Below are 24592 nucleotides of genomic sequence, written 5' to 3'. Positions count from 1 at the left end.
TTATCCTAATCGTCCAAATCCACTATTTTCGTTGAGCAAGACTCTTTTCTCAGAACTGTTATATTTAACTCTATAAAAGCTCGGTTTCTTAGAATCAATTTCATTAAGTAATTCCTGTAAGCGAACTGCATCTTTTAGATTTGGAAAACCAAAAGAAGGTTCTTTTTCCAGCATAACAAAATCAGTAACATCTTTGACTACATTTATAATTCGCTCTATTTTTCTATCCCCATTATATTCATGTTCAAGGGAATTAAAGTATAATAGTTCTTCAGATTGTGTGCTAGTTTCTGTCCAAATTCTTACTGAATCTTCATACCAGTTTGGTGTGTCATAAGAGAGTTGTGCAAAAATTAATTGATTTTTAGCATCTTGAAAAACAAAATCTAATTCTCTTCTTCTAAATAAGTTTACAAAACTACTATATCCTGTCACTACAGCACCATTTATTTCACCCATAACAGAAACGCTATCTGAAATTTCATCTCCAGAGATTGAATAATCAGACTTTACTCCTTGAATATGTCTTAATTGTAATGGTGAATTACCATTGATCCATTGAACAAGATCTAAAGAGTGTATAATTTCACTGATAACTCCTGTTGTAGGTCGATAGTCATTAATTCTATTTTTTTCCCATAAGAAGTTGGCACGTACTAATTTTAAATTATTTTCATTCACATATGCTTTTAATAATCGAGCGGCTTGTGAATATCTTGCAACCATATTTAAACAAAAGCCCGATGTGTATTTTAATAGTTTTTCTGCATATTCTAACTTGAAATTTGGATCAACAAAAGGCTTTTCACATATTACAAATCCATTGAAATTTTGAATTGAAAATAATACTTCTCCATGATTTTCGTCGTTAACGGATATTACTAAAATATCTGGCCTAAATACTTCCAAGGCAGATTCGATAGTCGGATAATACACTAAATCAATATCTTTTTGAGATCTTGAAGTATAAGCAATATCAATATCATTTTTGTAGAGAGGTGAAATGTTCTGGAAAGCTTCTAAAAACATTTGCCCTGAAAAACCCATTCCAATAATTAAAACTTTCATTTTGGTACGCTCCTATTCTATTGTTTTAAATAATAACTGTTCTCCAGTTTGGAGATAGCCTCTTTTTCTATTGAACTCTTCAGCCATTTTACTAGATTGGACAACAATTTTTTGAACATTATTTTCTTTAAACCAATTATGAAAAGCATCCATCATTGCTTCTGCAATTCCTAGACCACGTCTATCTTTGCTTACTACAAGAGATTGTCCCCAGCCAACTCGTCCGTTAAGTGCACCTACCATAGGAGCGCGTGAATCAATTATTCCAATAACACATGAACATATTTTTGCATCTTCATCATATTGACCAACCTGAATCAGTACATTCTCATTTGAAATATTTTCTTTAATCCAAACGCGATAAGCATTTTGCCAGGCCAAATTATCTTCTTCACTTTTTGCTGCATAATGTGTATCACCACTAGATAATAAAATCTTTCTTAATTCTACTAATTCTTCAGTGTCTTGAATGGTAGCTTTACGAATCAATAATTTTTCTTGCATAATCGAAATTCCTCCTAAAGTTCATTGTGTGATGGATCTGTATTTTTAGGGGGTAAAATAACCAGACTAAAGACATCCTATTATCTTTTAATTAAAATATAATGATAAATTATTTTAATATTTATAAACTTAATTTGAGAATGTATAGTTGATCTTTAACTATTAATTTTAATAACCTAAAAATACCTTTTTTGTAAAATTAGTTTTCACGAGCCAAATATTATCACGACTTAAATGTTATATCAATATTAATTTTCTAACTCTTTAGAAATAAATTAAAAAAATAAAAAATCTATTTTCTTGTTAAATTAGTGGCTGTAAACACTCTATTTATAAGCTTTTCACTATTTCTAATCAAACTAAAGCTTAAAATTTAATGTAAATATATATATATAGGAAGAGTAAAAATATAATTTACCGAAAAAATTTTATTTTTTAAATTTTTGTTTGTTTTTTGTTTGTATTATGCCTATAATGAGAGAGCACCACAACTTTATTAACATTTTTTTACATTCCCCCCTTTAAATTGATAGTTAGAGAACTTATAATTGGAGTCACTATATGTATACAAAAATATTAAATGAAAAACTAGTAGAACTGAAAAAAAGTGGGCAATATCGTGAGTTTGTTACATTAAATCGAATTCGTGGGCAATATCCTTTAGCTAAATTAAATGGATCAGAAGATAGTCAGCCTGTAGTTGTTTGGTGCAGTAATGATTACTTAGGAATGTCACAACATCCAGTTGTTGTTGAAGCCATGCATAACGCAATCAATTTATATGGTGCGGGATCAGGTGGTTCTAGAAATATTGGTGGTACACATTACCAATATGAGGAATTGGAGTCATCATTAGCTGAATGGCATGGTAAAGAATCTGCACTTGTATTCCCGACAGGATATGGATCAAATGATGCAACACTTCAGTGTTTACTACGTTTATTTGAAGATTGTATTGTTTTTTCCGATGAACTTAATCATGCATCTATAATTAATGGGATACGTAGTACGAAGGTAGAGCGTACAATATTTAAGCATAATGATACAGAACATTTAGAGCAATTACTTGCATCACAACCATATAGCCGACCAAAAGTAATTGTTTTTGAGTCAGTTTATTCTATGGATGGTGACATTGCACCAATTGAAGAAATTGTTAAACTTGCTAAGAAGTATAACGCTTTAACATTCCTTGATGAAGTTCATGCAATTGGTATGTATGGACCTAGAGGAGCAGGGATAGCTGCTGATCTAGGTATTGCAGATTCAGTTGATATTATTCAAGGAACTATGGCTAAGGGAATTGGTGTTATCGGAGGCTATATTACGGGTTCGGGACCAATGATTGATGCAATCCGATCTTTTGCCTCAGGTTTTATATTTACGACTTCACTACCACCATCTATAGTAGCGGCATGTTATACAAGTGTTGAGCACTTAAAGGTTTCTAACGTAGAAAGAGATGGTTTACATAAAAAAACAGAAATGTTAAGAAAATCTTTTGAAAGAGCGGGAATTCCAATTATGAATTCAAGTGAGACACATATATTACCAGTTTTAATTGGTGATGCAACAAAGTGTAAAGCTGCTGCACGTCAGTTACTTGAGAAACATAATGTTTATTTACAACCAATTAATTCACCAACTGTACCAATTGGGACTGAGAGATTTAGGGTAAACATTACTCCAAATCACACTGAAGAACAAATAATACAATTAACAAATGCATTGACTGAGGTATTTATTGCATTCGATATACCTTTCTTGAAGGAAGAACAAGTAATAGTATAATATCTATATATAAAATTATTTTGATTATAAATCAAATGATATTTTAGGATATTAAAATTACATGTAGTTTACTACTTAAAATACCCCATATTTATATGGGGTATTTTAAGTGAGGGGGGAGTTAATTATGGAGAGTTGTCCTATGTTCGATCTTGTAAAAACTAATAATTTATCACCTGAAATTTTAGGAACTGAAATGGGTAAGTTAGTTAGAGAGTTATTTATTTTAAGACCAGAACAAGTGAATATTTCAGTCTATGAAAGCTTTAAACACGTTACAAATAAATATGAATTGCAAATAGCGTTTTTGAAAGGGATATTTAATCTTACAGAAAAAAGTATGTTAGAACAAGATCCTTTTAGGATTGGTAATAGCACTGGAATTAAATTTGTAGAAGAATTTGCAAAAACACCTTATTCTTATACTGCAAAAATTTCTTTGTTTAATGAAAAAGAAAGTATAGAAGTTGTTACATATAAAAATGATATAGGAAAATTACTTATTTCAGAAATTAATGGGTTTAATTTTAACATATCAGAAATTTACAACTATTTTAGTGAGGAATAAAAATAGTTGTAAATTTCTCGCTTTTATAACATCCTTATGCAGTGATTATGAAATTAATATTATAAAAATTCAAAGTTCTCCTCAAAAGATAAATAATATTATGGTCATTGAATTAGATAAGTTACCATCGCTTAAAGTAATTGAGAGGATTAATAATAATCCTTATGTATATAAGACTATAATTATAAATTGAACTTACTTACAAAATATATCTTAAATAACTAATAAGTTATCCTTCCTATGATTCTAATGAAGAAATTCAATTCCATAGTGATGGTACAGAAAGTGAAAAAGGAAAAATTATTTTTTATCTATGGAATTTTAGAGAGGGTAGAACAAGTACAGAAGCCAATCCTAGCTATGGATATGGAGAAAAAAGAACATATAATGTAGAACTAACAGTTAAAGATAGTAGAAGAAAAGAAAGTAAAGAACAAATAAAAGTTACTGTAAAAAAGACTCGCAAACAGGTGGATTGCTTGAAGAAGAGAAGATACTCAGGTTTAATAAGCTTGTAAAAGGAAATGTGATTAATCCTGATCAAACAGATGTTTATACGTTTGATGTTACAGTTCCAAAAGAAGTAGATATCTCCGTGGTAAATAAATTATTGGAATGACATGGATGTTTTATCATGAATAAGACATGCAAAATTACTTAGCTTGTGGTGAATATGAAGGAAATACTATAAAGGAAAATATCATTTGAATGTGTATAAATTTGATGGTAAAAATGGTGGATATTCATTATTAGTAAAATGAATTTATTTTTAACATGTATACTACAGTTTTTTGTAGGAGGGGCCTGTCACTATAGGCTCCTCTTACTTTGTTATTTATACATTAGAACCATCTTATTGAACTACTTACCACTTAACGTCCTAACGGACTGTTTGAAGTGGGAGATTCCTGCGAACACCGATGTATCCACCAGTTATCTTAGCAGGCTCTACCCGCAGTCCCTACGGTGAGAACATAAGTATCTTGTACGCTGACTCACCATACTACCTACTTTAGCTTGGTTTTCGCAATTTTGAGAAGCGTGGGGCGATAGAACGTTGAAGATTTTACGGTTGCAACGTTTTTCTGCAATCAACCTCATATCTTCAGTTTTCGAAGAGCAATCTGTACAAGTAAATGATAGCAAATATGTTGGCTTATGCCAACCGACATTCATCTCCCACCTAAAATTGGGGTTTCACACCTTCACATTTTTGAAGAAGGAGTCTTCTGTCGGAAAACGATAAAAAACAAATATCCGCTTTAATAAATCTAATATTCAACGTGGAGAATCCAAGTGCTTATAAAGAATACTTAGCTAACTGTTCACCCCAAGAAGATAATTTTGTTTCAATAAATCCTGCCTTTTTATATACAAATTTAGCTGAAAGATTTTCAGGAGCATATCCAATCATAATTAAAGGGATACTTGTATAGTTATCTTGTCTAATCTCATCAATAACCAGATATATAGCTTGTTTACCTATACCTTTCCCTTGAAATTTACCATCAATCATAAGTCTATAAATCCAATAATTATTATCATCAGGATCTATTCCAAACATAGTAAATCCTATCATTTTTTCATCAAGATAAATACCTTTTGCGTAGAAATGATCTAGAAATTGAACTTCTGCGATAGAATAGAGGTTGGATGCAATAAATGTTTGCTGTTCTTCTTTAACAGACAGTCTAATTGCTTCTTCCCAATTACTTTTGTCAATAGGCTTTAAATAAATTTTCTTCAATTTGATACTCTCCTTCTAATATTGAAGAGGAACCACGTAGTTTATGGGCTAGTAAAACGTTATCCTCTTGTTTTTTTGCCCAATCAAATAAAAATATTTTCTCATCGACATCGCCTCCTTAAAGTTAAAATCACGTCATTATATTCAATATAGTTATATTCTTTATCTATAAATTCTTTTCCTACTGAACAAATCCTATTTCTTTAGCTAATTAATTCAAGGTATATGCTAACAAATATCGGTAGAATTTCTTTACTTACAATTCTATTTCACTTTCAATAAAGTGTGACGTTTTTTCGTTTTGAGGAAGAATATAATTCTTAATTTGATAGCATTGCCATCAACCTATTATTATAGGGATCTCTTTTCTATTTACTTATATTTTCATTGTTACTGAACTTTAATCCATTAGAAGTTTGTTTATATCCCAGGTTGCCTCGTGTGAAAATAAGAATAAGCAAAGCAATAAACCCCAGCCCTATCACTACAAATGTATCTGTATTCTTTAAAACAGCGTTGGTGGAATGAGTTTGTACCAAGCTAAACGTATTTACACTTGCATGAACTAGCATGACAATAAATAAGTTACCGTGATTACAGTTATAAATCCAAGTGAGAATGATTGAGATCGGCAAACACAATAAAATAAAAATTGGCAAGTGAATATATAGGAGAGAAAGGTCAGAACCCGGTCCACCCCTTTGTGCAGCCGTTAAGAAATGTGGAAGATGCCAAAAAGTCCACAAAACACTAAGTAGTAATGTAGCTTTTAACGGTCCAAATTTTGATTGTAATCTAGGCAGAGCGAAACCACGCCATCCAATTTCCTCCGGTAAAGGTCCACCGAGAAAGAAAATTGCTACAAAAGAGATGAGATAGGTTATAAAAAATTCAAAATTAAGGTCACGGAAAGTAGGTATCTCTCCATTTAATATCACCATACCTAGAAACATTGCAGCGGGGATAACGATAAGGGTAAACAAGTACCACTTCAAACCGACTTTAGTAGATAGGATGCTTTTTCTAACTTTTTTCCATGACTCTTTGCCTTCAAGGGTTCGAAACATGATATACGCTGCTAACATAGGGCCTACAAATGCATTAGCAAAAAAGAAAATATCAAATGCCTTTGTTTTAGGAAAAGTACCCCATTGCGATAAGATAAATGGAATTAATACAACCCACGAGAATAAATATGCCATTACAAAAAATGAAGTTAACGGATAGGATTCCAAATACCCTCTCAGACCTGTTGATGAGTTTTTTGATTTTGTTAAATGCTTCAACACAATCACCTCTCTATTTATAAAATACCGTATATGTGCTAATTCTACATATTTTCATAAAGAACCTTTTTGAAATAGTAGAGTTGAGTTTTTTGTAAGAAAGGAGCGATACATTACCAAAGAAATGGAGAAATTTCTATAACAGTTTCCTTCATTTTCGTGTCTATCTTGAATGCATTTGGGGGAGCATCTCATGCCTATCAAATTAAGAACATAGACAAGATGAACTTCGTCTTTTAAAACTAAAATATTCTTAGTGCAAAGGTACACTCAAACAAATGTGATTATTAGTGCTTCACTAACATGATTCGTTGAACCCTCAATATAGAGGCATACTAGGTTATGATGTTTTTCCGTAACAAATATCGTTAAAAGTTTTTAGGTTTAGAGAGAGTTATAGAGGGTATACATACATTATAAAGAGTTGGTTAGAGATAAACTTTATAGTGAATTGGTCTATAAAACTTACATTCTTATTTTAAATAAAAAGGGGGGAGTATATATGAGTAAAAGGTTAATAAATAAGAGGATTCTATTTATTTTGTGAACGAGGAGCGTGTGAAAAATGAAAAATATGAAACGTAAGCTTGGAACCTTTGCACTTACAATGACTGGGATTGGTTCGATTTTAGGGTCTGGCTGGTTATTTGGTGCATGGAAGGCCGCCAAAATATCAGGAGGGGCCGCTATCTTTTCTTGGGTCTTAGGAATGATTGTAATATTATTTATTGCCTTACCATATAGCGAGTTAGGAGCCATGATTCCAGAGGCTGGCGGAATGGTAAAATATACACAATACTCACATGGAGATTTCGTAGGATTTATTGCTGCATGGGCTAATTGGATAGCCATCGTCTCAGTTATCCCGGTTGAAGCGATAGCGTCAATACAATATATGAGTTCATGGCCTTGGGAGTGGGCAAGTTTGGCCAAGGATTTAGTAGACAATGGGATGTTGACTTCCAAAGGTCTTGCAGCTGCTTCTTTACTTATTTTAATCTATTTCCTTTTAAATTATTGGACTGTTAGTCTATTTGCGAAAGTAAACTCGTTAATTACTATATTTAAAATTGTAATACCTGGTCTTACAATTGGTGCATTGCTATTTGTTGGATTTCATGGAGAAAACTTTACTAGTCATCAGGACTTTCATGTATCTAATTGGTCAAATGTATTAACTGCTATGGCCACATCTGGTGTTATTTTTGCATTCAATGGTTTTCAAAGCCCAATTAATATGGCTGGTGAAGCAAAGAACCCAGGGAAATCTATTCCTCGGGCAGTTGTAGGATCCATTTTAATTGCAACTGTAATATATGTATTATTACAAATTGCTTTTATCGGTGCTGTAAATCCCAATATGATAATTAACGGATGGTCGAATTTAAATTTCAATTCACCATTTGCTGATTTAGCGATAGCACTAAATATTAATTGGTTAGTTATTGTATTATATTTAGATGCTTTTGTATCTCCTTCTGGTACAGGTACTACTTATATGGCAACCACATCACGCATGCTATACGGAATGGAGAAGAATGGATATTTCCCTAAAGTTTTTGGGAAATTACATCCTATATATGGTGTGCCTAGATTTGCCATGATGTTTAATTTAATGATTTGTTTTGTTTTTTTATTTTTATTTAAAGGATGGGGTGTTTTAGCTGAAGTTATTTCAGTAGCTACATTAATTTCATATGTTACTGGACCTATAACAGTAATGACTCTGAGAAAAACTGCACCTAGTTTTCATCGTCCTTTCTATATAAGGGGATTAAACATTTTCGCACCTTTAGGGTTCATTTTTGCATCATTAACATTATATTGGGCAAGGTGGCCATTAACAGGAGAAGTAATGTTTATTATACTTATGGGCTTACCTATATATTTTTATTATCAATTAAAAACAAAATGGGTTGGATTTAAGAAGAATTTTTTAGCTGGATTATGGATTGTGGGGTATTTATTATTTATGATTTGTATATCGTACATTGGAAGTGAAAGATTTGGTGGGTTAAATATTATAACTTATGGATGGGATATGGTACTGATTTCAATTGTTACATTTCTATTTTATAGATGGGCTATAAATAGCGGATTTAAAACAAAAGATCTAAAAGTAGCAAAGAAGATTAATCAGAAAACTAGTTAAATAATATACATAAATTAGAAAAATGGATTTATTTTAGACTTTTTTGTGATTAACGTGTCTTATACTGTACTTGTATAACAAAAATATATTGAAAAACACTAAAAAAGAAGAGAAGAAGTTTTAGCTAAAAATAAGAAAAATAATAATCTGTTAAAACCAAGATTAAATGAGCAGCCACGCAGGACCTTATGGACAACATATGTATGGTGTGGAGTAGGATTAATTTTTGCAGGAATTTACTTTTTGGGGCAAAGTGCGGAATAATTGGCCTTTACAGCTAAAAGTTAAGGGCAAGAAATTGGTAATTTATGTTGGGAAAGAATATATTTCTTAAATGAATAGGAATAGGACAGAGTATTTTTCGGTTTGAGATTACGAATAATAAGAAGTTGAAAAAGCAAAAACAACTACATACTATGTAGCTGTTTTTGCTTACATAAATTTAGTTAGTAACCAGAGTCCTCTGAAGTAAGGTTATCTATCATTTTATAATCGTATTTTTGTAATGGTTTTTCAGCAGGCCCTTCAAGTACTTCTCCTGTATATGAGAATCGCGAACCGTGGCACGGACAATCCCAAGAACGTTCTCCATTGTTCCATTCAACTTCACATCCAATATGGGTACAAGTTGTATCTACAATATGAAGTTTACCTTCTGCATCTTTATAAGCTCCTTTTCTATGTCCATCAATATCAACGACAGCTCCTTCATCGGTAGATAAATCACGGATACATTTTTGTGGAATCTCTAACTTTCCTTTAATTAAGTGACCAACAACATTGGCATTTTCGACTAAGAAGTTCTTTAAACTTGGATTCATATGGAAACGGGAGGGAGTATATAATTCCCGATATTTGTTTTTTTCTTTTAATATGATATCTCGGAATAAAAGGGCAGCTGCAGTCCCATTTGTCATACCCCATTTTCTAAATCCAGTAGCAATTAATATGTTTTTTTGATCAGAGGTGATTTCACCGATATAAGGAATTTTGTCTAGTGTAATTAAATCTTGGGCTGACCAACGATATGAAATGTTTTCAAGTCCAAAAACTTGTTGACCGAATATTTCCAAGGCTTCATAATGCTTTAGTGTTTCTCCGCCCTGTCCCGTTTTATGACTTTCTCCAGAGATAAGAATGAATTCTTCTCCATTAATTGTTGTGGAACGGAGAGAACGTGTCGGTTCATCTACACTAATATACATACCACCTGGATAATTTGTTCTTGTCTTAGCAGCAATTATATAGGATCGATCTGCATGCATTCTCGTAGAGTAAAGTCCTGCGCCTTCATAAAAAGGGAAATGGGAACAAGAGAGAATATACTTTCCTGTAATTTGAGCTCCTTCACGGGTAAGAACCACAGGTTTTTCTCCTGTTTTTATATTTACTGCTGTGGTATTTTCAAAGATGTATCCACCTTTTTCTGTAATTATATTTGAAAGATGGGCTAAATATTTAAGGGGGTGGAATTGCGCTTGATTTCTCATAACAAGTGCATTATGTATTTTTAAGTTAATAGGAAGTTTTTTTACAAGTTCGCCTTCAATACGAAGCTCTTTATAAGCTACTGCTTCTTTTACTAACTTAAATGCATATTCTTCTGTTGTGGCATACAGGTAAGCATCTTGTTGAGTGAAATCGCAATCAATGTGATGTTTATTAATTGTGGTTTGAATGAATTTTAAAGCATCAATGTTTGCTTCGTAATACAATCTTGCGGTAGTTCTACCGGTATATCTGATAAGCTCGTCATAAATCATATCATGTTGAGCAGTAATTTTAGCTGTCGTGTGTCCAGTCGTTCCATTTAATAATTTGTCTGCCTCTATAACAGCGACTTTTAGACCTTCATTTACTAGAAGATAGGCAGAAGTAATGCCAGTAATTCCTCCTCCTACAATAATAACATCGACCTGCATGTCATTTTCTAAGGAAGGGTATTCTGGTAAATGAATACTGCTCGTCCAATAAGATTCGGCATTATGGGGTAATATTCCACTGTAATTCTCATTATTTGTCACTGTAAATCCTCCATCCAAAGTTTTATAGTTCTATTATTTCCACTTATTAGAGAGGTAAACTTTGAGATTAGAAAACAACAAAAGAACCTAGATGGTTCTTTAACGAAATAGCTTAGTGTCATTTAACGGTATTCGATAGATTTTGTCATACTTAAAATCATTAAAATTTCTTCAAAACAGTATTCTTTTTTAACTTTTAAATCTTATCTCAAACCTACAATTATGTTGGATTATAAAACATGTACCTTTAGTAGCGACATGTTTTTACATTAATTGATTGCGTTTGATATACTGCTTTGCCTTAATGCAACGGATAATGGGTTCAATTAAAGGGTATTATCAAAAGGAAAACTATAAAACAAAACAGTTTAAGAAATAGGTAAGGGGTGAACAAGTATTGGAAAACATGATAAATGAGGATAACTTTGGTTTACAAAGGCAACCTTCTCAAAAAACGGTTGGTCAATATTTATTCGATTGTTTAAAATTGGAGGGCATTACCGAAATTTTTGGTATTGCAGGGGACTATAATTTTACACTTCTTGATACTTTAGAGTGTTATAAAGGTATCCGCTTTATAGAAGGTCGGAACGAGCTAAACGCGGGCTATTCTGCAGATGGATATGCAAGAATTAAAGGGGTGTCCGCTCTTATTACAACTTTTGGAGTTGGAGAACTCAGCGCTTGTAATGCTATAGCTGGAGCTAATAGTGAGCATATACCAATCATTCATATAGTGGGTGCGCCTCCCGAAAATAATCAAAAAGAACATAAGCTGATGCATCACACTTTAATGGATGGGAATTTTGATGTTTTTCGCAACATGTATGAGCAAATTACTGCATACACAGCGGTAATTACACCCGAAAACGCTAAGGTTGAAATTCCAGCAGCAATTCAAATTGCTAAAGAAAAGAAAAAGCCTGTATACTTGGTTGTGGCCGATGATTTAGTGGCCAAGCCGATTAAAAAACATGTAGAGTCAATACAACCCCGCCCAACATCCAATTTGAAGACCCTTCATGCTGCGGTGAATCATGTCCATAAGCTACTAGATCGTGCACATCGACCAGTTATACTGGTGGATGTAAAAACCATGCGTTTTGGTCTTCAAGCGTCAGTTCAGCAACTGGCAGACACCATGAATGTCCCTGTTGCAACGATGATGTATGGAAAGGGAGGGTTTGACGAGACCCATCCAAATTATGTGGGAATGTACTTAGGATCTTTTGGAGATTCTGAAGTTCAAAATACGGTGGAAAATGCCGATTGTATCATCGCAATTGGTATGGTATTAGCAGATACAAATACCGCGAGTTTTACTGCAAAACTGAACCAGCTGATAACCGTCAATATCCAACCAGATATGGTTAAAATTGCTGAGGCAGAGTATCCGAATGTTCTTGCAGCTGACATGTTACTTGCAATACAGAATATGGGTTATAAAGGACAAGGCTTGGTAGAAAAAATGTCATTCCCTTACGACCAATTAAATGCTAACGCCGATGCCCCTCTATTAGCGGCCAACTATTATCCACGTTTTCAGCATATGCTGAAAGAGGAAGACATTGTAATTGTCGAGACTGGGACATTCTATAACGGGATGGCAGAGATGAGACTGCCGAGGGATGTAATATATATTGGGCAAAGTGGTTGGCAGTCCATCGGTTACGCAACCCCTTCGTCGTTCGGTGCTTGTATGGCTATGCCTGAACGACGAGTGTTGCTGTTTACAGGAGATGGAGCCTTGCAGCTTACAGCTCAAGAAATCAGTACCATGCTTTATTATGGGTGCAAGCCTATAATCTTTGTCTTAAACAATGATGGTTATACGATTGAAAAATATTTGAATGTAAAAACAAAAAATCAAAAGTACAACAAAATTCCTCAATGGTCTTATACTAAGTTAGCGGAAGTTTTTGGAGGCGATGCGTTTACCGCTACAGTCCGTACCTACGGAGAGCTTAATCAGGCAATAAACCAAGCTGAAATAGAAAATACTAAAAAGCTCTGCATTATTGAAATGATTGTAGAAGATTCAATGGACGCCCCTAGATATTTGAAAAAGATGCGCAATTATATGGAGAAGCAGGAAATGCAACGTAATCAGAAATAGTCTTGAATAGACCAGAAAGATAAGTTTAATTTTTTAAAAGGAATTCTAAAAAATTCACAGGAAAATTGTTAGTTGTATTTTAATGTATAAAGTTAATGAATTTGCGATATATCCGGGAAAAGCGTGTTTTGATGCAGGTAATCATAACACGCTTTTTTATATTCAATTCCATACCCTATTTGATACTAATAGCGCAGTCCAAATCATATTCTTATAATAGAAAGGGGTGTAAAGTTAATTGATAAACGTAAAAGTTCGTTTACAACCCATTGTAAGGAAGATAAACCTACCCACCGTTTTAAAAACAACTATACTTCCAGGTGAATCAATTGAAAGATTGTTTATTGCAACTCAAATAGGAGAAATCTTTTACATAGGCGACGGAGAAATAAGAACTTTTTTAGATATTCGTTCTCGAATCATAAAGTTAGGGAAGTCTGAACAAGGTGGAGCTGGTAGTGGATATGATGAAAGAGGATTGCTAGGGCTTGCGTTTCATCCACAATTTCATTATAACGGTTTATTTTATCTTCATTATTCATTAGCAGAAACACAAGGACCAGGCGCTCTTTCTGAACCCTTTAAGCCTAATCCATGTGAACCAAAAACATTAAACTTAAAATGGATACATAGAGAAACTCAATATGATCATATTGATACCGTAGAAGAATGGATTTTACAACCGAATGGTCAACCTCAAAAAAGACGCACATTACTTAATATAAGAAGGCCATTTCTTAATCATAATGGGTTTAATAGCCTAAGTTTTTCACCTGAAACTGGAGCACTTGTTTTAACAACTGGAGATGGTGGATCAGGCTATGATCCATTTAATTTAAGTCAGGATGATATGGAGATAGCCGGTAAAATAATTGAAATTGATGTAGCTAAGCACACACTTATTAATAATCCACCTGTAGTCACACGTTTTGATGAACTTCCCTCACCTATTCAAGAGACCCTTACGGTAATTGCTAAAGGCATTCGTAATATAACAGGTATTTCATTTCAAAGGTTTTATAATCAGTATATTAAATATGTGGGAAATGTTGGGCAGGATTTAGTGGAATCAATTTTTTCATTTGTTCATTATAGACCAATACCAGTCCCTCAACTTGTTCAAGCTTCTTTAATGATGAGATCTATTTCTGACCAAGAGGGATTGATTAACCTTGGTTGGCGTGGATGGGAAGGGAATTTTCCTACTTCTTTTATAAGACACTGTTCTTCAACTCCTACTTTAGATGAAAAAATAATAGCTTATTATGATGAAACAGTTAAAACGTCAGTGAAGCGGCTTCAACCATTTATTAGTTATTTTCATAAAGGCTCCAGGCCTGATAAGTTTGATGGAACTGCACTTACAGGTGTCCAACCATATATGGGGAATGGAATCCCAAATTTAACGGGAAGTATTGTGTTTATCGATCTTGCTCAGAAGAAAGGATCTAACTCCCCAGTTAGAGGGGGGTTAGCCTATACTCGCCCAAGTATAGATGGTAAATTAAATGATTTTAGTGTTATTGAAACCGATTACAATTTTGGATCTCAATCAGCTTATTATGTTAATTTGGGAACAAATCTGAATCAAACTAGATTATATTTAGGGGTTTATGAATCTACAAATGTAACTGATTTGAACCAAGGTACTATTTTTGAAATTGTACTATAAGGCAATGTCGCATAAAATACGCGAGAATGAATAGTATAGAAAGTGACTGTTTGGATATTTTTGGGTGGTGATTTTAATCGAATGGTTTGTTCGTTACTGGTATCAATCAATGAGAGAGATTGATGGGGACCATATTCACTTGAAAAAGAGCTCCTTTGCAGCCAACTTGGTCATGACAGCCTTGCTGAGTACAGTTGCCGCCATGCTTCAATCAGCAGGAGGCTTTATGCCAGGTATAGGTTACTTAATTAGTTTTCTAGCAACATTGCCAATTTTTTTAGTTACCTCCCTTTCTATTCGTCAAGGAATCCTTTCTTATATCCTTACAATTCTCCTTTTATTTATCATTCAGCCGAGTGAATTAATTATTTTTCCATTTACAACAGGTTTATTAGGTATTGCTATAGGTGTGGCTTTTTTTCAATTGAATAAGAGAATCTTGGTTGTCTCTTTTTCATCAATATGTCTACTGGCGGGAATCATAGTGATACTGTATGTATTCCGTTTCCCAGTACTAGGCCCTACTGTTAATACAATTATAGATGCAAAGGTTATTGCAATAATATTTATATTAAGTTTTTTTTACTCCTGGCTATTCGTTGAACTTTGTAGAATATTTTTGAATAGATTGTATCGTTTTTTATAAATGTTGACTAAATTCGATTGAACGAATAAGTGTTGTAATATTAGATGTTTTAAAGGAGGAGCAAGATGAAGCTAGCTTTTAGTACAAATGCATTTACAACATACACATTACCCGAAGCTATTTCAGAAATTGGAAAGTTGGGGTATAAAGGGGTTGAAATTTTAGCGGATGTTCCTCATGCTTTCCCACCTGTACATACTGCTGCTTGGGTAACTGATGTACGACAAAAAATAGAAAAATATGGCCTCGAGGTCTCAAATATAAACGGAAATACAGCAGCTGGATTTTTTCCATATTCTACAGGAGAACCTACATTTGAGCCTTCATTATGTAATGCAAGAGAAGAGGTGAGGAATCAGAGAATTAAATATACAAAACAATTAATAGATTTAGCTGCAATAGTAAATGCCAAAAACATCAGTATTACAAGTGGAAAGTGTCTTTCAGGGAACCCACCAGATCAAGCAATTAATCATCTTATAAATTCACTAATAGAGATTATGGACTATGCTGAACGACGTGAAATCAACGTAGGGATTGAGTATGAACCTGGTCTTTTAATAGAAAGTGGCAAAGAATTGAATGAATTAATTCAAATAGTGGGATCAAATAGGCTGGGCGCAAATCTTGATCTCGGGCATGCAGATGTAATAAGAGAGGATATTCCCACTTTATTATCAAGTTTAAAGTCTAGGATATGGAACATCCACCTAGAGGATATAGCAGATCACAAACACTATCATCTTATACCTGGTCATGGGAATATTGATTTTAATCAATTATTTCATTATGTAAAGCAAATTAAATATAAAGGATTTATTACTGTAGAATTATATACCTATTGCAATAATCCAGTATTGGCAGCAAAGGAATCTATAGAATTCCTAACACCTTATTTTAAGAATAGCCTTTTATGAGGGGAGAAAATTTATGAAATATTTTGATCCGCATATCCATTGTTATTCTCGTACAACCGATGATTATGAAAATATGAGTCTGGCCGGTGTACGCGCTGTTGTAGAACCCGCATTTTGGCTTGGAAGCCAACGCCGTTATCCTGAAACCTATTTTGATTACTTCCAACATTTGCTTACCTTTGAACCTGAGCGTGCTAAGCAATATGGAATCACCCATTATTGTTGTTTAGCTATGAATCCAAAAGAAGCAAATAACATTGATATTGCCTATCAAGTAATTGATGGATTGTCCGAGTATTTGCAACATGAGCGGTGTCTTGCAATTGGGGAGATCGGATTTGATAGGATTACTCCTGAGGAAGAAGATGTGATGCGGAGACAACTGAAATTAGCTAAGGACCTCGATATGTTAGTTATGGTGCATACTCCCCATCAAAATAAGCGGGAGGGAACAAGAAGAACAATAGAAATCCTAAGGGAAGAAGGGCTTGAACCTAATAGGGTATTAATAGATCATAATAATTCAGATACTATTGATCTTTCCGTTGAATATGGAGGCTGGAGCGGAATGACAATCTATCCGACGAAAGTTTCAACTGATGAAGCAATTGAAATAATCGAACATTACAGCATAAATAAGATTATGGTTAACACTGCAGCAGATTGGGGACCATCTAATCCTCTTAATGTTGTAAAAACTGCGCTTGAAATGCGAAAGAAAGGGCATGCGGAAAATATCATTCAAGAACTAGTTTGGAATAATCCAGTTCGTTTTTATGAGCAATCTGGAAAATTGAAACTAGATTCATAAGGAGTGGAAAGAATATGAGACTCGCATATAGCAGTAATGGATTTAAAAGATATGACCTATTGAAAACAATAGATTTATTATCCGAAATTGGATATGAAGGTATAGAAATCTTACTAGATATCCCGCATGCTTTTCCACCTGAGGTAACGAATGAAAAAATACTCATGATAAAAGACAAGTTGAAGCAAAGGAACATGACTATATCAAATTTGAATGCATTCATGCTGTATGGAATAAAAGATAATTGGCACCCGTCTTTTGTAGAGGTAGATGAAACAGAAAGAAGACAACGTATAGAACATACTCATAACTGTATTGACTTGGCTCAAAAACTTGGTGCAAAGACACTATCTACCGAACCAGGGGGACCCCTCATCAATGTAGGGAGGGAATGGGCAAATAAAGTTTTTATTTCTGCAATGGAAGAATTGGCTGATCATGCCGAAAAGTCTGGCGTAAAAATCCTTGTTGAACCTGAGCCTGATTTATTAATTGAAACATCAGAGCAATTTATAGAATTTAAGAAGGCTGTTCCTTCGCAGGCAATTGCATTAAATTTTGATATAGGACATTTCTTTTGTGTTGGAGAAGACCCAGCTGCATTGGTTTATAAATTGCTACCATATACACAACATTATCATCTGGAGGATATTGCAGCGAATCGCGTACATGAGCATCTGATTCCTGGTCATGGTGCTATTCCTATTCTAAAAGTTTTACAATCTATAAAGAAAACGGGTTATGACGGTTTTATTACCATTGAATTATACCCTTATGAAAATCATGCAATATCGGCTGCCAAAGAATCTTATGACTATGTGCAAAGTATCCTTAACAGCCTATGAGAAGAATTCGTACTTATTTTGAACTGGTAAGGTTTCCGAATACCTTTACAGCGATGGCAGATATATTGGCAGGCACCTGGATTGCAGGAATAGTTTTCAATCAAATTTATTTCAGTCAGATTATTCTTCTTATATTAGCGAGCGCATGCATATATGCATCAGGGATTATTTTAAATGATTTTTTTGATTTTGAAATAGATAAAAGAGAGCGTCCTGAGAGACCTTTACCATCTAGTCGTATATCAATTCGTTCTGCTTTATGTTTTAGTTTTGTGCTTCTTACTGTAAGTATCATATCTGTATGTTTTGTTTCAGGTATCAGCTTTTTAATTGCTTGTATTCTCATTATGTTGGTATTTATTTATAATCGTTATTCAAAGCATTATGACGTTTTAGGACCATTAACGATGGGGCTTTGTAGAGGAGTTAACTTGTTACTAGGATTGAGTATTGTACCAGATAAATTAGTAGAATTTTGGTGGTTAGCGGGATTAGGATTTATATATATATTCACTGTTACTGTAATGTCTAAAGGTGAGGTTGGATCCGGCCTCTATCCTATACGAGTAAGAATTATGACAGGAGCGGTCTTAACATGTGCTATCGCTATTCTGCTTTTACATTTCTATGGTGTATGGGGAACAACAGTTATTACGGTAATCGTTTTTTTATTATGGACTTTTTCAGGGATTTTACCAGCATTAGCAAATCCAATATCATCTAATATTAAAAAAGCAGTAGGAACATGTATAATTGGTCTTCCGTTATTGGATGGAGCAATTGCTGCTTCATTTGGAGGGTGGCCGGCTTTCTTTTCTGTATCTTCTTTCCTAATTATAAGTTATATCATGTCCCGTATTTTTCCCGTTACATAGATGAAAGGATGATACCTTTGGAGAAAAAGAACGTGGTTGTATTAGATATTATTAGTTTGACGGAAGAGCATCTAAATGACGCTGAATTAACCCCAAATATTCGGAAGTTGCTAGAGAATGGCCAGCACGCAAAAATTAAACCTGTATTTCCGGCTGTAACTGGTTCAATGCAAGCTACGTATATTACTGGAACCTCACCAGCTGAACATGGCATTATTTGTAATGGTCTTCCAAACTGGGATACTAAAGAAATAACAATGTGGAATCAAACGATGCTACCAATTCAAGGTAAAAAAATATGGGAAAAGTTGAAGGAAGAAGATTTGACAGCTGAAACAGCAGTGCTGTTTTGGCAGTTCAGCAAGTTGAGCACAGCAGACTATGTAGTTACACCTGCCCCAATTCATCTCGATAAAAAAACAATTATGTGGTGTGATTCAAAGCCGAGGGGTTTATATGAAAAATTGAGGAGGAAATATGGGGAATTTGATTTAAAGAGTTTTTGGGGTCCACTCTCTTCAGTTAAATCCAGTGAATGGATACTAGATGCAGCAATAGATGTTTTAGAAGAATATAAACCAAGGTTATCACTTGTATATTTACCCAATATAGATTATAACGCACAAAGGTTTGGCCCTGAAAGTGAAGCTGCGAAGAAATCTATTAAAGAAATCGACAGTTTAGTTGGAAACTTTATTGAGCAATTGGAAGAGCGTAACTTGAAGGAACAAACACGTCTAGTTATCTTATCAGAATACAATTTTAAGTCAGTTAATAGACCTATATTTATCAATCAAACGTTAAATAGAGAGGGATATGTGGCTATCAAGCATATTGAAAATATGGATTTTCTCGATTTAGAGATGTCAAAAGCTTTTGCTTTAGCAGACCATCAAGTGGCCCATGTGTATATTCAAGATTCACGTGATATTAGAGTAGTGAAAGCAATTCTCGAAAGTATACCAGGCATAGCCGAGGTATGGGGAGAAGAGGAGAAGCGGGCTCATAATATTAATCATGAACTTTCAGGGCAGTTAATTGCAATTGCGGAACCAGAAAGTTGGTTTGTGTATTATTGGTGGTTAAACGATGAAAAGGCACCAGAATTTGCATACAATGTAGATATTCATAGGAAGCCTGGTTATGATCCAGTTGAGCTGTTTGTAAATCCAAAAACATTCCAAATACCACTAGAACCGGAGCGAATCAAAGGATCACACGGTGTACCAGCAAAGGATAAAGGAGATTATGTATCACTTGTAGTAACAGGGAGAGATTTTGAACTTCCAGATATCTTAGAAGCGACTGAAGTCCATGACTTGTTGCTAAAACTTGTGGGAAATGAGAAGAGGTGAAAAAATGACATATCAGGTGGGTGTGTTATTTGTTGGAGTGCTAGGTGCAGTTGCAACAACAACGATTTCTGGGCTTTTTGCAGTCAATCAAAATCTTGCTCCACTAAGGGGAGTTATCTCTTCAGAGAAGGAATTTGAGACGCTACAGTTAACTCCGCTCAATCAGATTGCCTTTGGTGGATGGGATATACAAAAGGATTCATTGATAGAAGTAGTACAAAAATATGGTATCATTCAGGAATCTATTTTGAAGAAAATTGAAATGCAACTCAATGATGTTCCTATTTGGCAAGCACCACTGGCTAATGTAAATAATTTTGTTAAAGGGGTCTATAGTCTGACAGGAGAGCCTGAGAACTTAATGAGCGCAGTGAATCAAATTCAGGCAGACATTGAAGAATTTAGAAAAAAATATAATCTTGAGAGAATTGTTGTAATAAATACTGCTTCAACAGAAGAAAAGACAAAAAATCATTCGTTATATCAGTCATTAAAAGCATTTGAGAATGGGTTAAAGGAAAATTCACCAGATATTCGACCGGGCATGCTTTATGCTTATGCGGCAATGAAATCAAAATGTGCCTATGTAAATTTTACGCCAAGTGTGATGACTGAGATACCAGCACTACAGGAATTAGCAGAATTACAGGCTGTTCCGACGGCAGGAAAAGATGCAAGAACAGGTCAGACTTTATATAAACATGTTTTAGGAAAAATGTTCAAACAGCGTGGATTGAATATTGTCGGGTGGTATAGTACGAATATCTTAGGGAATCAAGATGGTGCAATTTTGGAACACCCAACGCATTCCTCAACAAAAATTGATTCAAAATCCATTGGGCTAGAAAAAATATTGGGGTACAGTAATTTTGATCATAAAGTAAGAATTGATTACTTTCCTGTTCGAGGAGATAGGAAAGAGGCATGGGATACCATTGATTTTGAAGGTTGGTTAGGCGAACGGATGACAATGAAAATTAATTGGTTAGGTATTGATTCGATCTTAGCCGCTCCTCTAGTAATTGATCTGTCCCGTTTTATGGATCATGCACTTAGAGAGGGGGAAGTAGGAATAATGAAACATCTTTCACTCTTTTTTAAATCACCAGTTGGAACAGAGGAGTATGCCCTTGATCAACAATATCAAACATTATTAGAATATGTGATGAATTTCGAAGATAATGTTTAGTATTTTCAGTGAGCTAAGAGCTGAAAAAATATGAATGTATTATTTGGGATAGATATCGGTTATATTATCTGAAATAGGGAATTAATTAGGAGGGCTTAGTTAGAAGGTGTTTTTAATGCCATTCATTTAATATAAAATGCCCCCCACAACTATCAGTGGGGGGCATATGAAATTCTATTGTTTTAATGTTTATACTAGAAAGTTCTTAATTCATGCCATAAATAGTAGCTTTTAAAAATTATTCAATTTTATTTTCAAATCTGTACAGTCTTCTCTTTCATTATACTCAATGTAAGCTATGTGACCATCGGGGCGAATTAAAATGACATCAATATTTTTTAATTGATAATCCTGTATTTCTCCTACAACCACCTTTGTGTGCGAATCAATGTTCATTTTATCTAGTTCTTCTTTATAAGAAGGATGTATTAATAAAATATATTTACCATCTTGCGTCAATTCAAAGAGTTTATAAGTTTTCTTATTTTGAGAAGAAATAGTAAGATTTGTACATCTTTTCCCTATCAATGGATGCTTTTCTTTCGTATGCATAGGGGAATATATAACCCCTAAGCCACTTACTCTTTCAGCTAAATCTTTATTCACCTCTGGGTATGTGAGTAAATGCGAGAATAACTCTCTTAATTCTATACCTGCATTTGAAAAGTTTATCATTAATTGTTCTTGTGCTTGTACTTCCTTGAAAAAATGTTTTCCCACAGTATGTCGTTCAATATGATAACTTTCTAATAGGCTTTCATATTTTTTTTGTTTTACAGCGAGTCCCAATTTCCATCCTAAATTAAAAGCGTCTTGTAAACCTACATTCAAACCTTGTCCTCCTGCAGGGAAATGAATATGCGCTGCATCACCTGCCAAGAAAACACGCTTATGTTGATAAGTATTTGCTAGTTTGGTTGCATTTCCAAAACGAGAAAGCCATATTGAGCTTTTAATTTGAATATGTTTACCTGTAATACTATAAATACTATCGATAAGCTCTTTTTCTGTGACAGCAACATGAACAGGTATTGTCTGATTCTTAGGATCTACAATTGCAAAACGAAATAAATTAGGTGCAAGAGGTACCATTATTATTAACCCATTTATATTAGATGTAGAAAAAAATGGGTTATCCGGTACATCTTCTAAAATGACATCACCTAATATAGCAGTAGTTGTTGTATCTGTTCCATTAAAAGGTATATGTGATAACTCACGAACTACGCTTCTTGCGCCATCAGCGCCTACTACATATGGAACTTCTATTTTATATATTGTTTCTACTTGTTCTATTTCTAGTTGTACGAATGTTTCATACTGTTTTATATCTTTTAATGTATGACCGCGTTTAATATCTACACCTAATTCTAACGCACGCTCTTCTAATATTTCTTCTGTAATAGATTGGGGAATAAAAAGCGTATATGGAAAATCAGTATTTAAATTTTTAAAGTTTAATCTTGTATCTAGGGCAGCAAAATGGCTTGTATCTGATTTCTTCCCTCTAGATAAAAATCGATTTTCAATACCTCTCATAGCCATTAATTCTAAGGAGCGAGGGTGAAGTGTGAGTGCTCTAGAATTTCTTATCCGATTTAATCTTCTCTCTACAACGACAACTTTTACACCTTGAATAGCTAATTCACATGCTGTCATAAGTCCAACCGGACCACCGCCAACTACCGCTACATCATAATAATTTTCCATGTCATGCCCTCCATTTTTTTATTTAATTAAGAGCTAATACAAGAATTTGCACAATGGATTTGTAAACGATATCTATTGTACAAATATAATTATACTCTATTTTAGTTTCCTTGGAAACTAAAATGAGATGACTTGAGATTTTCCCCATATCAAACATTCGATATGAAGGTTAATTGAATTCAATATGAGAAAGATAATAGGGTAATCTATTTTGAATTATTTAATGGAAGGGGTACGAGATTGAGATGAATAATTCATATAATGAAAAGACACATACATTGATTAAACAATTATTTAACAAGTTTTCACCAAAAGCTCCTGGCTTTGCATATATTGCTAGTTTTGATAGCGGGATAACTTATAAAGGTACGGTTGGCTTAGCTTCTATAGAGAAAAATTTACCTATAACCACAAAAAACATTTTTAATATTGCCTCAGTCTCTAAACAATTCACTGCATTTTCTATATTACTCTTAGAACAAGAGGGAAGATTGAGTTTAGATGATTCAATTGTAAGGTTCGTCCCTTTTATAGGAACATATGCTGAACCTGTAACATTGAAACATCTAATTCATCATACTGGTGGACTAGTTGATTATATGGAATTGGCTCAAGCAGAAAATATTAAATTTACTGATATATTAACTGTGGAAGAATCGTTAAAACACCTTAATGGTCATCAAATTGCAAGGTTCCCTGTTGGCACAAAATTTGAGTATAGCAATACAGGATATTTTTTATTGTCACTAGTGGTAGAGAAGGTAAGCGGGAAGTCTTTACGTCAGTTTGCAAAGGAACGTATTTTTGATCCTTTAAATATGAAAGACACAACAATTGTGGATTGCTACCCAACTACTATATCAATTGCTAGAGGGTATTCAAAGAATGAACAAGGAGCATATATGGTCTATGAAAGCCCTTGGGAACATACAGGGGATGGAGCAGTTCATACAAATGTTGAAGATCTTGTAAGATGGGGAGAAAATTTAACTACAGGCACCGTTGGTGGAAAAGAACTTGTTAAAAGAATGAGCGAAATAGGTCCGAAAATTTCCCCAACTGGGAAGACGATTATTGACAATGAAGATTATGCTTTTGGACTAAGGCTTGCTGAAGGTTTTAACTGTCGGTACTTGGAACATTCAGGAAGTTGGGCGGGTTATCGTTCACACTTCATGCGGTTTCCACAAGAATATTTGTCTGTTGTAGTTCTAAGTAACTATGATGGATTTGATTCTAAAAAATATGCTAATGAAATAGCAGAAATTGTTTTAGGAAAGTAAAAAAATAGAGGGTAGAAGTCAGTATTTAGATTT

Annotated in this window: 18 protein-coding genes and 2 pseudogenes; 14 read left to right on the top strand and 6 right to left on the bottom strand. The window is 33.9% G+C overall.

Going from position 1 to position 24592, the window contains the following annotated elements; genetic code table 11:
• Nucleotides 1–1068: a Gfo/Idh/MocA family oxidoreductase gene (locus MKY21_RS28525; RefSeq protein WP_109140978.1), complete on the bottom strand. Its 1068-nt coding sequence runs from the start codon at nucleotides 1066–1068 to the stop codon at nucleotides 1–3.
• Nucleotides 1069–1080: 12 nt separating this feature from the next.
• On the bottom strand, nucleotides 1081–1572 hold the full coding sequence (locus MKY21_RS28520; protein WP_001156577.1) for a GNAT family N-acetyltransferase: 492 nt from the start codon (nucleotides 1570–1572) through the stop codon (nucleotides 1081–1083).
• 561 nt (nucleotides 1573–2133) lie between these two features.
• Here MKY21_RS28520 and hemA point away from each other — a divergent pair.
• From hemA to MKY21_RS28505, 3 genes and pseudogenes are all read left to right on the top strand, one after another.
• Nucleotides 2134–3363, top strand: a complete 1230-nt coding sequence (hemA, locus tag MKY21_RS28515) for a 5-aminolevulinate synthase (protein ID WP_070184155.1) — start codon at nucleotides 2134–2136, stop codon at nucleotides 3361–3363.
• Nucleotides 3364–3490: 127 nt separating this feature from the next.
• Nucleotides 3491–4124, top strand: a pseudogene (locus tag MKY21_RS28510) (serine dehydratase).
• Nucleotides 4125–4179: 55 nt separating this feature from the next.
• Nucleotides 4180–4692 (top strand): annotated as a pseudogene (locus MKY21_RS28505) (PKD domain-containing protein); the annotation flags it as partial.
• Nucleotides 4693–5231: 539 nt separating this feature from the next.
• Here MKY21_RS28505 and MKY21_RS28500 read toward each other — a convergent pair.
• Together MKY21_RS28500 and MKY21_RS28495 are read right to left on the bottom strand one after the other, a co-directional pair.
• Complete coding sequence (locus MKY21_RS28500; protein ID WP_000725630.1) at nucleotides 5232–5678, bottom strand: GNAT family N-acetyltransferase; 447 nt, start codon at nucleotides 5676–5678, stop codon at nucleotides 5232–5234.
• Between the two features lie 368 nt (nucleotides 5679–6046).
• Nucleotides 6047–6967 carry a CPBP family intramembrane glutamic endopeptidase gene (locus MKY21_RS28495; RefSeq protein WP_000912166.1) on the bottom strand — a complete coding sequence of 307 codons (921 nt, stop codon included), beginning with the start codon at nucleotides 6965–6967 and terminating at the stop codon, nucleotides 6047–6049.
• A gap of 562 nt (nucleotides 6968–7529) precedes the next feature.
• Here MKY21_RS28495 and MKY21_RS28490 point away from each other — a divergent pair.
• Complete coding sequence (locus MKY21_RS28490; protein ID WP_341078150.1) at nucleotides 7530–9116, top strand: APC family permease; 1587 nt, start codon at nucleotides 7530–7532, stop codon at nucleotides 9114–9116.
• Nucleotides 9117–9562: 446 nt separating this feature from the next.
• Here the strand turns inward: MKY21_RS28490 and MKY21_RS28485 are convergent, their stop codons facing one another.
• Nucleotides 9563–11140 (bottom strand): FAD-dependent oxidoreductase, encoded by a 1578-nt coding sequence (locus tag MKY21_RS28485; protein ID WP_341078148.1) that lies wholly within the window; start codon nucleotides 11138–11140, stop codon nucleotides 9563–9565.
• A 397-nt stretch (nucleotides 11141–11537) separates the two neighbouring features.
• On the opposite strand from MKY21_RS28485, the gene MKY21_RS28480 reads away from it, so the two are divergent.
• The 9 genes from MKY21_RS28480 (at nucleotide 11538) to MKY21_RS28440 (ending at nucleotide 21566) form a co-directional block, all read left to right on the top strand.
• On the top strand, nucleotides 11538–13256 hold the full coding sequence (locus MKY21_RS28480; RefSeq protein ID WP_341078145.1) for an alpha-keto acid decarboxylase family protein: 1719 nt from the start codon (nucleotides 11538–11540) through the stop codon (nucleotides 13254–13256).
• Nucleotides 13257–13494: 238 nt separating this feature from the next.
• A complete protein-coding gene (locus MKY21_RS28475) occupies nucleotides 13495–14928 on the top strand; it encodes a PQQ-dependent sugar dehydrogenase (protein ID WP_341078142.1) in 1434 nt (477 codons plus the stop codon).
• Nucleotides 14929–15037: 109 nt separating this feature from the next.
• Nucleotides 15038–15574: a hypothetical protein gene (locus MKY21_RS28470; RefSeq protein ID WP_341078476.1), complete on the top strand. Its 537-nt coding sequence runs from the start codon at nucleotides 15038–15040 to the stop codon at nucleotides 15572–15574.
• Nucleotides 15575–15639: 65 nt separating this feature from the next.
• The gene (locus MKY21_RS28465) at nucleotides 15640–16491 is read left to right on the top strand and encodes a sugar phosphate isomerase/epimerase family protein (RefSeq protein WP_341078140.1); all 852 of its coding nucleotides are present in this window, start codon (nucleotides 15640–15642) and stop codon (nucleotides 16489–16491) included.
• Between the two features lie 13 nt (nucleotides 16492–16504).
• Nucleotides 16505–17302 (top strand): TatD family hydrolase, encoded by a 798-nt coding sequence (locus MKY21_RS28460; RefSeq protein ID WP_268502639.1) that lies wholly within the window; start codon nucleotides 16505–16507, stop codon nucleotides 17300–17302.
• 14 nt (nucleotides 17303–17316) lie between these two features.
• Entirely contained in the window at nucleotides 17317–18147 is an 831-nt protein-coding gene (locus tag MKY21_RS28455) for a sugar phosphate isomerase/epimerase family protein (RefSeq protein WP_341078136.1), read from the top strand.
• Complete coding sequence (eboC, locus tag MKY21_RS28450; RefSeq protein ID WP_341078134.1) at nucleotides 18144–19022, top strand: UbiA-like protein EboC; 879 nt, start codon at nucleotides 18144–18146, stop codon at nucleotides 19020–19022. The genes MKY21_RS28455 and eboC overlap by 4 nt, the downstream gene beginning before the upstream one ends.
• Before the next feature lie 8 nt (nucleotides 19023–19030).
• The gene (locus MKY21_RS28445) at nucleotides 19031–20377 is read left to right on the top strand and encodes an alkaline phosphatase family protein (RefSeq protein ID WP_445662227.1); all 1347 of its coding nucleotides are present in this window, start codon (nucleotides 19031–19033) and stop codon (nucleotides 20375–20377) included.
• 4 nt (nucleotides 20378–20381) lie between these two features.
• Nucleotides 20382–21566, top strand: a complete 1185-nt coding sequence (locus tag MKY21_RS28440) for an inositol-3-phosphate synthase (RefSeq protein WP_142321135.1) — start codon at nucleotides 20382–20384, stop codon at nucleotides 21564–21566.
• Between the two features lie 231 nt (nucleotides 21567–21797).
• Here MKY21_RS28440 and MKY21_RS28435 read toward each other — a convergent pair whose 3' ends face one another.
• On the bottom strand, nucleotides 21798–23276 hold the full coding sequence (locus MKY21_RS28435; protein WP_341078131.1) for an FAD-dependent oxidoreductase: 1479 nt from the start codon (nucleotides 23274–23276) through the stop codon (nucleotides 21798–21800).
• 245 nt (nucleotides 23277–23521) lie between these two features.
• Here MKY21_RS28435 and MKY21_RS28430 point away from each other — a divergent pair, with 245 nt between their 5' ends.
• On the top strand, nucleotides 23522–24559 hold the full coding sequence (locus tag MKY21_RS28430; protein WP_341078128.1) for a serine hydrolase domain-containing protein: 1038 nt from the start codon (nucleotides 23522–23524) through the stop codon (nucleotides 24557–24559).
• The last annotated feature ends 33 nt before the right edge of the window (nucleotides 24560–24592 follow it).

Origin of the sequence: Bacillus sp. FSL R9-9497, assembly GCF_038005805.1 — a bacterium.
GTDB lineage: Bacteria > Bacillota > Bacilli > Bacillales > Bacillaceae_G > Bacillus_A > Bacillus_A cereus.
The sequence above is the reverse complement of the archived record's forward strand: the minus strand, read 5'-3'. Positions and strand labels throughout refer to the sequence as shown.

What these genes read in the sequence shown, in the direction of transcription:
- MKY21_RS28525 (WP_109140978.1), bottom strand. Translation starts at nt 1,068, where the DNA reads ATGAAAGTTTTAATTATTGGAATGGGTTTTTCAGGGCAAATGTTTTTA.
- MKY21_RS28520 (WP_001156577.1), bottom strand. Translation starts at nt 1,572, where the DNA reads ATGCAAGAAAAATTATTGATTCGTAAAGCTACCATTCAAGACACTGAA.
- hemA (WP_070184155.1), top strand. Translation starts at nt 2,134, where the DNA reads ATGTATACAAAAATATTAAATGAAAAACTAGTAGAACTGAAAAAAAGT.
- MKY21_RS28490 (WP_341078150.1), top strand. Translation starts at nt 7,530, where the DNA reads ATGAAAAATATGAAACGTAAGCTTGGAACCTTTGCACTTACAATGACT.
- MKY21_RS28470 (WP_341078476.1), top strand. Translation starts at nt 15,038, where the DNA reads ATGAGAGAGATTGATGGGGACCATATTCACTTGAAAAAGAGCTCCTTT.
- MKY21_RS28465 (WP_341078140.1), top strand. Translation starts at nt 15,640, where the DNA reads ATGAAGCTAGCTTTTAGTACAAATGCATTTACAACATACACATTACCC.
- MKY21_RS28460 (WP_268502639.1), top strand. Translation starts at nt 16,505, where the DNA reads ATGAAATATTTTGATCCGCATATCCATTGTTATTCTCGTACAACCGAT.
- MKY21_RS28455 (WP_341078136.1), top strand. Translation starts at nt 17,317, where the DNA reads ATGAGACTCGCATATAGCAGTAATGGATTTAAAAGATATGACCTATTG.
- eboC (WP_341078134.1), top strand. Translation starts at nt 18,144, where the DNA reads ATGAGAAGAATTCGTACTTATTTTGAACTGGTAAGGTTTCCGAATACC.
- MKY21_RS28445 (WP_445662227.1), top strand. Translation starts at nt 19,031, where the DNA reads ATGATACCTTTGGAGAAAAAGAACGTGGTTGTATTAGATATTATTAGT.
- MKY21_RS28440 (WP_142321135.1), top strand. Translation starts at nt 20,382, where the DNA reads ATGACATATCAGGTGGGTGTGTTATTTGTTGGAGTGCTAGGTGCAGTT.
- MKY21_RS28435 (WP_341078131.1), bottom strand. Translation starts at nt 23,276, where the DNA reads ATGGAAAATTATTATGATGTAGCGGTAGTTGGCGGTGGTCCGGTTGGA.
- MKY21_RS28430 (WP_341078128.1), top strand. Translation starts at nt 23,522, where the DNA reads ATGAATAATTCATATAATGAAAAGACACATACATTGATTAAACAATTA.